Source organism: Pseudomonas sp. IT-P395 (genome assembly GCF_949767675.1).
Taxonomy (GTDB): domain Bacteria; phylum Pseudomonadota; class Gammaproteobacteria; order Pseudomonadales; family Pseudomonadaceae; genus Aquipseudomonas.
In genome coordinates this window covers 250,611-263,785 of sequence record NZ_CATKPW010000059.1, presented here as the reverse complement: position 1 = coordinate 263,785, position 13,175 = coordinate 250,611, and the positions used below count along the sequence as shown (strand labels likewise).

Sequence of the window (13,175 nt, the reverse complement as noted above, 5' to 3'; positions counted from 1 at the left end):
CGACCAGATTCGCGACCTGTTGGCAGATCTTCTGAAACCCGGCGGTCAGCAAGCGACCTGATTCACCGTTGAAACACACGTGTGCCAGGCATAAGTGAAGTCGCGCAGACGACCTTGGGGTTGAAAGGTCTGGCGCCAGATACGCGCCATCCCCAGCAAATCGTTGGAATCGGGGAGAGTGGGGTTTTGTTCTTCTACCAGCAGCCAGGCAATCGCTGTGGCGTAACGCAGATTGACCGTAAGTTCCAGGTGTGGACCGCTGAGGAAAGCGTGTTGACTGGCGAGGCCGCGCACCAGGCTCGCGCGTTCCGGGTCGAGCGCCAGATAATCATCCCAGAGGGCCTGATGGCGATGCTCGGCGATGCGGTAGAGGCCGTGCCCACGGCGGTCATGCAGGGCGGAACCCAGGGCTGACTGGCTGGCGGCGATGCCCAGCAGCAGAGATTCGGCAGTCGCGCTGTGACGTCCCAGGTAGATCAGCGTAGGACGGATCACGTAGCGGCACAGTTCGCTGGCAGCGATACCCATAAAACCCTCGGTTCTTGTTATTAATGGCGAGTCCTGAAGGGGGGCTTGGCAGCTGTGGATCGGTTCAGGCTCGCCGCAAGCGGATCACGCCGCTTGAGTTGAAGTGTAGTGTCATATTCGCGACGTAAAGGCCTGTTTTTAAAATATTTCCCGATGCGGGGAATATTCGTTATATCCGATGGTGCTTAGCCGCTGAGGGGTAAAAGCGAAACATCGGGCAATAAAAAGCCCCGCATTTTGTGCGGGGCTTTTGCTTTTGCAGCCTTTTCGGCTTTCAGGCAACCAGTGCCTGACGGGTACGATCGATCACGGCCTGCAGCGGTTCAGCGCTGGAGTACTGATCGGGGTACAGACGCTCGCTGTGGCGGGCGATACCGTGTTCGTTGACCAGTGTGAAGCTGAAGCAGCCTTTGCGAGCGGCCATGATCAGGCAGTTCATTGGTGCAAAAGCGTTGGTTAGGGTGCGAATGGCATCCTGAGTATGGATTTGAGTAGACATAGTTATTAGGTGTTCCTACAAATGACACGGATAAGAACCGTGCAACGTTAAAACGTTCCAGTAACGTCGACCACCATTGGTCAAACGAAGAACCCGACTGGAACAAAGCAGCCAGTTTGAAGCGCTGATAAGTTGGCGCGCTTGGGCTGGCAGGTAGGTACTTAGGAGGGCAGGCATCACAACGAGGGCAAAGGTTCTGGGCCCGGGGTGAAGATCCTGATCAATTTGCAGGTTGGTTCGGTCAGAGTAAGTGTTCTTCGCAACACCCTTCGCATCATTCGAAGGCAGTGTCGTCGCAAGATTTACCTGGAAACCATCGAGGGGTCGTTCCCGCTTTTTCGGTAGGGCTTCTTGGTAGAAGGCTGACCGTGGGGATGTGTTCGACCGGAATTGACTTTCAGCTTGGTACTAACGCCGCGGATACTAACGGATCGAAACGGGTAAAGCAAACTTCGTGTAGAAAAACATCGCAGCCACAGCTTGAGGCTGCTTGGCGTGTTTGCTCAAATGCCCGGAATTGGCGCATTGATTGACCGTCGGTCGGTGAAGATATTTTCATCGAGGCGCGCGCCAGACTGGTTTATTCCCCCACCGATCGCCAAAACGACCCGAAAAAGCGCAGCGATATAACCAGGTAACAGGTACTTGTGCACATTAGTTGCGCAGGCTGTAACGGCGCTGTCATACCAATCCTGACCCCGATGGCTGCCTGCAACGAAAGTTTAAGTCAATGAAAAACATCGCTTTTTTTTGTTGGTGAAAAAATCGTCAGTTTGACTGCGAGCCCCATTCCATAAGGCTTTGCGAGGGTTGGAGGGCGGTTGTCCACTGAGTTATCCACAGCTTCTGTGGATTGTCCCGAGCGCTTGCTCTAGGACGGGCGTGCCGGGTTGTTTTTCGACTTTACCTGTAAGAAAAAGAGAGTAGAGTGGCGCGCCTTCCGATTCGTCCCACAGTGCTTTATGAAGTTTCGCTCAGTATCAGACTCTGTTACCTCACAGCCTTCTCCTGTTACCCCGCCCAAGCGATTTTCCGTTCGCGTTGCCGAATGGCTGCTCGACAGCCCGCGCCTGAGCGACAGTCACAATGCAAAACACCTCGCTGGCCGCCTGCTCAAACAACCGGCGCGTGATGGCGTGGTGGTTGCGCAAAGCCGTCTCGGCCAATTGATGTGCCGCGAATGCGGTAACGCACGGGACCGTCGCATCGGTCAGGATCTGTTGCGCCAGGCTGCTCGCGCCGGCGACCGTCGTGCGCAGCAGGAACTCGGTCTGCTCGAAGACTGAGCTGTCCAAGACCTGACACCTTGGTTAACCTTCAGGCTTTATAAGATCGGCGGGAGTGGCTATGGCTATGGACTTGACCAGCGTATTGCTGGGGCTTGCAGCAGCGGGATTGCCACTGCTGGCGCTGGCCTGGCAACTGCAACGCCGGGCGAGCAATGGGCAGGCCGAGGTGGCTCTGCTCGAAGAACGTCTGGCCATGGCGCAACTGGCACAGGATGGGCTCAACGCGCAGCTCGACGCCAGTCGCGATGAGATCGCCGATCTCGGTCAGGCCAATGCCGCCAAGCAAGCTGAACTGGCGGCTCTGCGCCGGGAAGTCGAACTGCTGCAGATCGAACGCGACGACGCTCGCGATGCCTCCCACGCCTGGAACCTCGAACGTGCGAACAAGGAAGCAGAACTGCGCCGCCTCGACGCACAGGCCGCCTCACTGAACGCCGAACTGCGCGAACAGCAGGAAAGTCATCAGCAACGCCTCAGCGACCTGCAAGGTTCGCGCGATGAACTGCGGGCGCAGTTTGCCGAACTGGCCGGGAAGATCTTCGATGAGCGCGAGCAGCGTTTTGCCGAGACCAGTCAGCAACGGCTCGGACAGTTGCTCGATCCGCTCAAGGAGCGCATTCAATCCTTCGAAAAACGTGTGGAAGAAAGCTATCAGGCCGAGGCCCGCGAGCGCTTCTCGCTGGCCAAGGAACTGGAGCGCTTGCAGGCGCTCAATCTGCGTCTGAGCGACGAAGCCACCAACCTGACCCGTGCCCTCAAAGGCCAGAAAACCCAAGGCAACTGGGGCGAGCTGATTCTTGAGCGTGTGCTCGAACACGCCGGTCTGGAAAAGGGCCGCGAGTACCAGACCCAGGTCAACCTCAAAGGCCCGGACGGCGAGCGCTTCCAGCCTGACGTGATCATTTACCTGCCGGGCGACAAGCAAGTGGTGGTGGACTCCAAGGTGAGTCTTACCGCGTATCAGCAATACGTGGCTGCCGACGACGACACGCTCGGGCAGATCGCGATCAAGCAGCACGTCCTGTCGTTGCGCAATCACGTCAAAGGCTTGGCCGGCAAGGATTACAAACGTCTGGAAGGCCTGCACAGCCTCGATTTCGTTTTGCTGTTCGTGCCGATCGAAGCGGCGTTTTCGGCGGCGTTGCAGGCTGAGCCATCACTGTTTCAGGAAGCCTTCGACCGCAACATTGTCATCGTCAGTCCGACGACGTTGCTGGCAACGTTGCGCGTGATCGACAGTCTGTGGAAGCAGGAGCGCCAGAGTCAGAACGCTCGGGAAATCGCCGAGCGCGCCGGGTGGCTGTACGACAAGTTCGTGCTGTTTATTCAGGATCTCGACGAGGTCGGCAATCGACTGCAACAGCTGGATAAAGCCTACAGCTCAGCGCGTAATAAGCTGACAGAAGGGCGCGGCAATCTGGTCAGTCGCAGTGAACAACTCAAATTGCTCGGTGCGCGGGCGAGCAAGAGCTTGCCGGCGGACTTGCTGGAGCGGGCGATGACCGATGTCGATGGTCTCGTCGAACTCCCTGAATAAAGATCAAAAGATCGTCCGAACGCGGCCCGAGCCTCCGGCAGCTCCTACAGGATGTACGCCATACCCATGTAGGAGCTGCCGGAGGCTGCGATCTTTTGCTTCTATAGCGGCAAATACCGACTCAACAACGCCCGTAACGCCGCCGGCTTCACCGGTTTCGGCAGATAATCCAGCCCCGCCGCATGTACCTGTGCAACCATCTCCGGTCGCCCGTCCGCACTGATCACCACCCCCGGCACCGGTTCGCCCAGGCGAGTGCGCAACCACGCCATCAACTCGGTGCCGGTATCCCCGTGATCGAGGTGATAGTCGACCAACGCCAGTTGCGGTCGCACGCCGTCACTCAGCAGCGCCGCACACTCCTCACGATTGCGCGCCGTCCACACCTGACAGCCCCAGCGGCTCAGCAGGCTGTTCATGCCGATCAGAATGCTGTCTTCATTGTCGATGCACAGTACCTGCGCGCCGCTCAGCAACTTGCCATTCAATTCAGCGACGGCGCTGACCGGCACGGCTTGGGAGCGGGCCAGCGGCACGCGGACACTGAACACACTGCCGCGCCCCGGCCACGAGCGCACACGCAAGGTGTGGCCGAGTACGCGGCACAAGCCATCGGCAATTGCCAAACCCAGCCCGAGGCCTTTTTCAGCGCGGGTCTGATGACTGTCGAGGCGTTTGAATTCCTCGAAAATCACCTGCTGTTTATCTTCCGGAATCCCCGGCCCGCGATCCCACACTTCCAGGCACAGTTCGCCGCCGCGTCGACGCACCCCGAGCAGCACCGGGCCCTTGGCATAGCGGAAAGCGTTGGTAAGGAAGTTCTGCAGAATTCGTCTGAGCAATTTGATGTCGCTGTCGATGCGCAGATGACTGCCGCGTACACGGAAGGTCAATCCCTGTTCCTGTGCCAGTGCCTTGAACTCGGCACCGAGAGTGTCGAACAGCTCATTGACGGCGAACGGCTTGCGATCCGGGTTGATCTTGCCGTTTTCCAGTCGGGAGATATCCAGCAGATCGCTGATCAGATCCTCGGCCGAGCGCAGCGAACTGTCGAGGTGCTGCACCAGTTTCTGTGCCTCGCCGCTCAAGCCGTCGTCCTGATGGGAGAGGGCGGCGGAGAACAGCCGGGCGGCGTTCAGCGGTTGCATCAAGTCATGGCTGACTGCCGCGAGAAAACGGGTTTTCGACTGATTGGCCGCCTCGGCAGTGCCCTTGGCTTCGGTCAGGGCGACGTTGAGTTGCGACAGTTCCTGGGTACGTTCGCTGACCCGTTGCTCCAATCCTTCATTGGCTTCGGTCAGCGCCTGTTCGGCTTCGCGGAATGCGGTGATGTCAGTGAAACTCATGACGAAGCCGCCGCCCGGCATCGGGTTGCCGATCAACTCGATCACCCGGCCGTTGGGGAACAGCCGCTCAGACGTATGCGCGCGGCCCTGGCGCATCCAGTGCAAACGACGAGCAACGTGGACTTCCGCTTCACCGGGGCCGCACAAACCGCGCTCGGCGTTGTAGCGAATAATGTCGGCAATCGGTCGGCCGACACTGATCAAGCCGTCCGGGTAGTTGAACAGCTCCAGATAACGCCGGTTCCACGCCACCAGTTTTAGCGACTGATCGACGACGCTGATGCCCTGGGTAATGTTCTCGATTGCACCCTGCAACAGGGCGCGGTTGAACTGTAGGACCTCCGAAGCTTCATCGGCGATTCGGACTACATCCTCCAGTTGCATTTCCCGACCTTCGATGGCAGCTTTTACCACCGCGCGGGTCGAGGACGCGCCAAGCACACCGGCCAGCAAACGCTCGGTATGGGCGATCCACTCGCCGTCGGCATTTTGGTTCGGGTTAAAGCCTTTGCCTTGACGGTAAGCGAAACGAATAAAGCTCTGCCGCGCACGTTCCTCACCGACGAAACGCGCGGCCAATTGCAGCAAATCGTCAATCTGCACCGCCAGCATCGAGCGTGCACTCGGCCGTGCACTGATCTCCTGTCCGATGAAACGCCCGGCCTGCCAGTGCTCCGACACGCGCGTGCGGGATAACACCGAGACCCAGGCAAACAAGGTGAAGTTACCGGCCAGTGACAGCACGACGCCTTGGGTTAGTGGGGTGATCGGCAGGTTCAGCGGATTGCTGTGCAGCCAAGCCAGCCCCGGAAAACTGCTCAGTGACCAACCGAGACTGTGCGCGGCAATCGGCAGGATCAACGTGTAGAACCACAGGAAAGTACCGGCGGCCAGGCCTGCGAAAACACCACGGCGGTTGGCCTGTTTCCAGTACAGCGCGCCGAGCATCGCGGGTGCCAGTTGGGTCACCGCGGCAAAGGCAATCTGGCCGATGGTCGCCAGGCTCGCGGTCGAACCGAGCAAGCGATAGCTGACGTACGCCAGCAGCAGAATCACTACGATGCTCACGCGGCGTACCGAGAGCATCCACTGGCGGAATACTTCGAACGGGCGCTCGGCGTTATTTCTGCGCAGCAACCACGGCAATAGCATGTCGTTGGAGACCATGGTCGACAGCGCCACACTGGCGACAATCACCATGCCGGTCGCCGCTGATGCGCCGCCGATAAACGCCAGCATCGCCAGCGCCGGATGCGCCTGAGCCAGTGGCAGGCTGATCACGAAGGAGTCGGGCAAGACGTCACTTGGCAGCATCATCTGACCGGCTAAAGCGATCGGGACTACAAACAAAGCAGCCAGTGCGAGGTACGCTGGAAACACCCATTTGGCCAGGCGCAGATCCTGCGGATCAATGTTCTCCACCACCGTCACATGGAACTGCCGGGGCAGGCAGATGATTGCCATCATCGCCACGCCGGTTTGCACCACCATCGATGGCCAGTTGATGGTTTCTTTCCAGTATTCCTCGAGGCGTGGGGCGAGCATGGCTTGGTTGAACAGGTCTTCGAAACCGTCATACAGGCCATAAGTGACGAAGGCGCCGACGGCGAGAAACGCGAACAGTTTGACCAGCGATTCGAAGGCAATCGCCAGCACCATGCCACGGTGGTGTTCGGTTGCATCGAGGTTGCGCGTGCCGAAGACTATGGTGAACAGCGCCAGTACCAGCGACACGATCAGCGCGGTGTCCTGGGCGCGGGTACCCATGGCGTCGGCACCGGCGCCGATCAGCAGGTTCACGCCGAGGACAATGCCCTTGAGTTGCAGGGCGATATAAGGAAGGACGCCGACCAGGCAGATCAGCGCAACGACCACCGCCAGCGATTGCGATTTGCCGTAACGCGCGGCGATAAAGTCAGCGATGGAGGTGATGTTCTCCTGTTTGCTGATCATCACCATTTTTTGCAGGACCCACGGCGCGCCCACCAGCAGCAAAATCGGCCCGAGGTAAATCGGCAGGAATGACCACAGTTGTTCTGCCGCCTGACCGACTGCGCCGAAGAACGTCCAACTGGTGCAGTAAACCGCCAGCGACAGGCTGTACACCCAGGCACGCATGCGCGGCGGCAACGGCGCGCTGCGGCGGTCGCCGTAGAAGGCGATGGCGAACATGATGGCCATATAGGCCAGGGCGACGGCGGCGATCAGCCCGGTGGACAGCGACATGCAACACTCCCGACAAATGACTCCCCGGCACTCCTGCCCGGGCGGACAGTCTCGCATGCGCGGGGCGGTTAGTCAGTGTCGACCAAGGTCGTGGCGTGGCGGTGTGTCGCAGGTTTGAATGGAGGCGTTGTGCGTTGACATTGCCAGGCATCGAACCCTGTAGGAGCTGTCGAGTGAAACGAGGCTGCGATCTTTTGATCTTTCAAAATCAAGATCAAAAGATCGCAGCGTGCCGCAGCTCCTACATGAATATCGGTGTCAGTCCTGACGCAGCGCAATATCAATCAACCGATGCAACTCATCCACCTCCAGCGCCGCCGCCGAAAACAGAATGCGGAACACCACCGGCGCGACCACCAGATTGATCAACCGATCGACACTCGGCGCCGCCTCATCCGGATGCCGCTCGATGATCGTCTGCAACTGCGCGCCGATGATCGTCACGCAATACCCCGGCGTCGCGCTCGCTTGCACGTCACGCATCATGTTGCGCCCAGGCTCGGAGCTCATCTCGTCGAGATACTGCTCGGCCCACGCGCGGATATCGCTGCGCAAGCTGCCGGTTTGCGCCGGCTCGCTGTCCGGGCGCATGCGGGCGAGGGCAACGTCTGCCAGCAACGCCGACAGATCACCCCAACGCCGGTAAATCGTCGACGGCGTCACCCCGGCGCGCGCGGCAATTTGCGGGACGGTCACGGTCGAGCGCTCCTGTTCTTGCAGGAGCGCTCGAACTGCCGAATGAATTGCATCTTGCACCCGGGCACTGCGGCCGCCGGGGCGTAAACCTTCTTTAATAGCCATGCGGCAGACCTTAACACAAAGAATTTGCTTTAAGCGCGAGGCAGTAGCACACTCCGCAAAAGCAAAAAATTAGCTTTTGCGGAGTGTGCCCATGACCAGCCTTGCTAACAACCGATCCAGCCTGTGGTTTCTGGCGATGACTTTACTGAGTTTTCTCGCCGCCTCCACGGCGCCGACGCCGTTGTATCACCTCTATCAGGATCAACTGCACTTCTCGGCCGCGGTGCTGACGCTGATCTTTGGCGTGTATGCACTCAGTCTGTTGGCGGCGCTATTAACAGTCGGCTCGCTGTCTGATCACCTCGGGCGCAAACCGGTGATCTTCACCGCTGTGGTGCTCAACGCGTTGGCGATGCTGCTGTTTATCTACGCCGACAGTGTGACTTGGCTGATCAGTGCGCGTGTACTCCAAGGTTTTGCGACCGGCATGGCCACCGCCGTTTTAAGCGCGACGTTACTCGACACCGACCGTCAGCAAGGACCGTTGATCAACAGTGTGGCGCCGTTGCTTGGCATGGCATTGGGCGGTATGGGCTGCGGTTTGCTGGCCGAATTTGCGCCGGCGCCGTTGCAACTGAGCTATTGGCTGCTGCTCGCACTGTTTGTATTGCAGGGCATTTATGTCTGGCGCTTACCGGAAAGCGTCACTCCGCAAGCGGGGGCGTGGGCCTCGTTGCGGCCGACATTGCACGTGCCGATTCAAGCGCGGGCCACCTTGTGGCGCGTGTTGCCGCTGAATACGGCAACGTGGGCGCTCGGCGGTTTCTACGCCTCGTTGGCACCGTCATTGGTGCGCACCGCCACCGGTTCGACGTCCAATCTGATCGGCGGCGCAACCGTGGCCGCCCTGACAGTGACCGGTGCATTGATGATTTTCACCCTGCGCAATCGTCCCGCCGCACGGGCATTGCAGCTAGGCGCGAGCCTGCTGCCGATTGGTCTGGTGTTGATTCTGCTGGGTGTGCACAGCGCCAGTCTGTCGCTGTTTTTCCTTGGTACGCTGGTGGCCGGTTGCGGCTTCGGTGCAGGATTTCTCGGTGCGGTGCGCAGCCTCGTGCCGCTGGCCTTGGCCCATGAGCGCGCGGGGTTGATGGCCGCGTATTACGTGCTCAGTTATCTGGCGTTCTGCCTGCCGGCGTTGCTCGCCGGGCACTTGTCGCGCAGCTACGGATTGCTGGCGACCACCGATGGTTACGGGGCGATTTTGATCGTGTTGGCTGTCGCCGCGTTGTTGCTCAGCCTGCGTCCTGCGCCAGCCAAAGTGTGCCGCGCTCCATAATCACTGCGGTTTCGGTTAGCCTTGGCGCGCCTTCTTCTCACGGATTGACTCATGAAGATTATTCGCAGCAAAACCTTCACCGCCGAGCGCGCCTGGGGTGCGCTGGACATCGCCAACATGAACGGCATCACCACGCGCCTGCACTGGACCGATCAGCCGTACAAATGGCACATCAACGACGGCGAGGAAGTGTTTGTGGTGCTGGATGGGCAAGTGCTGATGCATTACCGCGAACTGGGCGAAGAAAAACAGGTGCAGCTGGATGTCGGTGACATCTTCTATGCGAGCGTCGGCACCGAGCACGTCGCCCATCCGCAAGGCTCTGCGCGGATTCTGGTGATCGAGAGCGAGGGCAGCGTCTGAATTCTTATTGGTAAAACAGATAACAGTTAGAGATATTACCCGTTATATAGATATTCGATTCGGTTCTACCATGGACTCAACCTCACCGGAGGACAGGAGTTCATGATGATTTGCCCCAATAGCGCCAAACCCGGCATCAAGCCGTTCAGCCAGCTTCAGCATCCACGCGAAGTCATCCGTCAGTTCACCCCGAACTGGTTCGCTGCCACCATGGGCACCGGTGTGCTGGCGTTAGCGCTGGCGCAATTGCCTTTGGCCATTCCAGGCCTGCACGCCATCGCCGAAGGTTTGTGGTTGTTCAACATTCTGTTGTTCAGCGTGTTTGCCGCTGCCTATGCCGCACGCTGGATCTTGTTCTTCGATGAAGCGCGGCGGATTTTCGGCCACTCCACCGTGTCGATGTTCTTCGGCACGATTCCCATGGGTCTCGCGACGATCATCAACGGATTTCTGCTGTTCGGCCTGCCGCGCTGGGGCGACGGTGTGATTCATCTTGCCGAAGTGCTGTGGTGGATTGATGTGGCCATGTCACTGGCTTGCGGCGTGTTGATTCCGTACATGATGTTTACCCGTCAGGAACACAGCATCGACCAGATGACCGCCGTTTGGCTGTTGCCGGTCGTCGCAGCCGAAGTGGCAGCGGCCAGCGGTGGTTTGCTCGCGCCGCATCTCAACGATGCCCACTCGCAACTGGTGGTACTGACGACAAGCTACGTGCTCTGGGCTTTTTCCCTGCCGGTAGCGTTCAGCATTCTGACGATTCTGCTGCTGCGCATGGCCCTGCATAAACTGCCACACGAAAACATGGCCGCTTCGAGCTGGCTGGCCCTCGGTCCGATCGGTACCGGTGCGCTGGGCATGTTGCTGCTCGGCGCTGATGCGCCAGCGATCTTCGCGGCCAACGGTCTGCCGGGCATGGGTGAAATCGCCTCGGGTCTGGGACTTATTGCCGGCATTACCCTGTGGGGTTTCGGGCTGTGGTGGATGCTGATGGCGCTGCTGATCACCGTGCGGTATTTGCGTGACGGCATCCCGTTCAACCTTGGCTGGTGGGGATTCACCTTTCCGTTGGGCGTGTATTCGCTGGCAACCCTGAAACTGGCGAGCACCCTGAACCTGACGTTTTTCAGCGTCGTCGGCACGCTGTTGGTGATGTTGCTGGCGGTGATGTGGCTGATCGTCGGTAAACGCACCGTGCAGGGCGCCTGGCGTGGCGAGCTGTTTGTCTCGCCGTGCATCGCAGGTTTGAAGAAATAACCTGAAAAGTTTAGGTAAGGTGTGGCCTGGATCGCGCTTCGAGAATCCAATAAGCAGTACCCAGGCCTCTCTACCTTAAACATCAGGGAAACACGGAAGATGAGTCACCCCTCACAGTTCAACCTGCTGCGCACCCGGCGCTTCTTGCCGTTCTTCATCACGCAGTCGCTCGGCGCGTTTAACGACAACGTGTTCAAACAGTCGCTGATCCTCGCCATTCTCTATCGGCTGACCATCGAGGGTGACCGTTCGATCTGGGTCAACCTGTGTGCGTTGCTGTTTATCCTGCCGTTTTTCCTGTTCTCGGCACTGGCCGGGCAGTTTGGCGAAAAGTTCGCCAAGGACGCGCTGATTCGTCTGATCAAACTCGCGGAAATCGCGATCATGGCCGTAGGATCGGTCGGTTTCCTCTTCGATCACCTGTCGCTGATGCTGGTGGCGCTGTTCGCCATGGGCACGCATTCGGCGCTGTTCGGGCCGGTGAAATATTCGATCCTGCCGCAAGCGCTGCGCGAGGATGAACTGGTTGGCGGCAACGGCCTGGTGGAGATGGGCACGTTTCTGGCGATTCTCGCCGGGACGATTGGCGCCGGGGTCATCATGTCTTCGAGTCACTATGCGCCGTTGGTGTCCTGCGCGATCGTCGGGATTGCCGTGCTGGGCTATCTGGCCAGCCGCAGCATTCCCCGTGCAGCGGCGTCCTCCCCGGAAATGCGCCTGAACTGGAACATCTTCAGCCAGTCGTGGGCGACGTTGAAACTCGGTCTGGGCCAGACTCCGGCGGTGTCACGCTCGATTGTCGGCAACTCGTGGTTCTGGTTTGTCGGGGCGATTTATCTGACGCAGATTCCGGCTTACGCCAAGGAATGGATGCACGGCGATGAAACCGTTGTAACGCTGATTCTCACGGTGTTCTCGGTCGGTATTGCGCTGGGTTCGATGCTTTGCGAGAAGCTGTCCGGGCGCAAGGTCGAGATCGGTCTGGTGCCGTTCGGCTCATTTGGTCTGACTGTGTTCGGCCTGCTGCTCTGGTGGCACTCCGGCGGAATTCCCGACAGTGTCACTGGCCATAGCTGGATTGAGGTGCTGGGCTTCGTGCACACCTGGGCGGTGTTGGTCGATATTCTCGGCCTCGGCATCTTCGGTGGTTTCTACATCGTGCCGCTGTATGCCTTGATCCAGTCGCGCACTGCCGAGAATGAGCGGGCGCGGGTGATTGCCGCCAACAACATTCTCAACGCGTTGTTTATGGTGGTTTCGGCCATCGTTTCGATCGTGCTGTTGAGCGTGGCCAAGCTGTCGATCCCGCAGTTGTTCCTGGTGGTGTCGCTGCTGAATATCGGCGTCAACGCCTACATCTTCAAAATCGTCCCCGAGTTCAGCATGCGTTTCATGATCTGGCTACTCAGCCATTCCATGTACCGCGTCGAGCACCGTAACCTTGAGGCGATTCCCGATGAAGGCGCGGCATTGCTGGTGTGCAACCACGTGTCGTTCGTCGATGCCTTGCTGATTGGCGGTGCGGTGCGTCGGCCGATTCGCTTTGTCATGTACTACAAGATCTACAACTTGCCGGTGCTGAACTTTATCTTCCGCACGGCGGGGACAATTCCGATTGCCGGACGTAATGAAGACATCCAGATTTACGAAAAGGCCTTCACGCGCATTGCTCAATATCTGAAGGAGGGTGAGTTGGTGTGCATCTTCCCGGAAGGCAAGTTGACTGCCGATGGCGAGATGAACGAATTCCGCGGTGGGCTGACGCGGATTATCGAGGAGACGCCGGTGCCGGTGATTCCGTTGGCGTTGCAGGGGTTGTGGGGGAGTTTCTTCAGTCGCGATCCGAATAAAGGTGTGTTTCGGCGGTTGTGGTCGCGGGTGACGTTGGTGGCGGGTGCGCCGGTGGGCGTGGATGCTGCTGAGCCGGCGCAGTTGCAAGTGTTGGTGGGGGAGTTGCGCGGGGCCATCAGATAGTCGGCGATTTTAAGGGCCTCTTCGCGAGCAGGCTCGCTCCCACAGTTGATCGTATTCCTCTGACGGAACGCGGTTG

At 59.1% G+C, this 13,175-nt stretch carries 10 protein-coding genes; 6 read left to right on the top strand and 4 right to left on the bottom strand.

What is annotated here, in order from left to right; all coding sequences use genetic code 11:
• Positions 1–45 precede the first annotated feature (45 nt).
• Positions 46–528, bottom strand: coding sequence for a hypothetical protein (locus ACM6IN_RS26430; RefSeq protein WP_007919783.1), 483 nt, complete (start codon positions 526–528; stop codon positions 46–48).
• A 274-nt stretch (positions 529–802) separates the two neighbouring features.
• Positions 803–1,027, bottom strand: a complete 225-nt coding sequence (locus ACM6IN_RS26425; RefSeq protein ID WP_003214941.1) for a hypothetical protein — start codon at positions 1,025–1,027, stop codon at positions 803–805.
• 962 nt (positions 1,028–1,989) lie between these two features.
• On the opposite strand from ACM6IN_RS26425, the gene ACM6IN_RS26420 reads away from it, so the two are divergent.
• The gene (locus tag ACM6IN_RS26420) at positions 1,990–2,313 is read left to right on the top strand and encodes a hypothetical protein (protein WP_007919780.1); all 324 of its coding nucleotides are present in this window, start codon (positions 1,990–1,992) and stop codon (positions 2,311–2,313) included.
• Between the two features lie 175 nt (positions 2,314–2,488).
• Complete coding sequence (rmuC, locus tag ACM6IN_RS26415) at positions 2,489–3,853, top strand: DNA recombination protein RmuC (RefSeq protein WP_177321054.1); 1,365 nt, start codon at positions 2,489–2,491, stop codon at positions 3,851–3,853.
• Positions 3,854–3,954: 101 nt separating this feature from the next.
• On the opposite strand, the gene ACM6IN_RS26410 is transcribed toward rmuC, so the two are convergent.
• Together ACM6IN_RS26410 and ACM6IN_RS26405 are read right to left on the bottom strand one after the other, a co-directional pair.
• On the bottom strand, positions 3,955–7,425 hold the full coding sequence (locus ACM6IN_RS26410; protein ID WP_414916981.1) for a NahK/ErcS family hybrid sensor histidine kinase/response regulator: 3,471 nt from the start codon (positions 7,423–7,425) through the stop codon (positions 3,955–3,957).
• Between the two features lie 258 nt (positions 7,426–7,683).
• A complete protein-coding gene (locus ACM6IN_RS26405; protein WP_042704976.1) occupies positions 7,684–8,226 on the bottom strand; it encodes a TetR/AcrR family transcriptional regulator in 543 nt (180 codons plus the stop codon).
• A 91-nt stretch (positions 8,227–8,317) separates the two neighbouring features.
• Here ACM6IN_RS26405 and ACM6IN_RS26400 point away from each other — a divergent pair, with 91 nt between their 5' ends.
• The 4 genes from ACM6IN_RS26400 to ACM6IN_RS26385 all read left to right on the top strand — a co-directional run bounded on the left by ACM6IN_RS26400 (position 8,318) and on the right by ACM6IN_RS26385 (position 13,099).
• Positions 8,318–9,505, top strand: coding sequence for an MFS transporter (locus ACM6IN_RS26400; protein WP_414916980.1), 1,188 nt, complete (start codon positions 8,318–8,320; stop codon positions 9,503–9,505).
• 51 nt (positions 9,506–9,556) lie between these two features.
• Positions 9,557–9,868: a cupin domain-containing protein gene (locus tag ACM6IN_RS26395; protein ID WP_095114101.1), complete on the top strand. Its 312-nt coding sequence runs from the start codon at positions 9,557–9,559 to the stop codon at positions 9,866–9,868.
• A 105-nt stretch (positions 9,869–9,973) separates the two neighbouring features.
• Complete coding sequence (locus tag ACM6IN_RS26390) at positions 9,974–11,125, top strand: TDT family transporter (RefSeq protein ID WP_414916979.1); 1,152 nt, start codon at positions 9,974–9,976, stop codon at positions 11,123–11,125.
• Positions 11,126–11,224: 99 nt separating this feature from the next.
• Positions 11,225–13,099: an MFS transporter gene (locus ACM6IN_RS26385; protein ID WP_414916978.1), complete on the top strand. Its 1,875-nt coding sequence runs from the start codon at positions 11,225–11,227 to the stop codon at positions 13,097–13,099.
• Positions 13,100–13,175 lie beyond the last annotated feature (76 nt).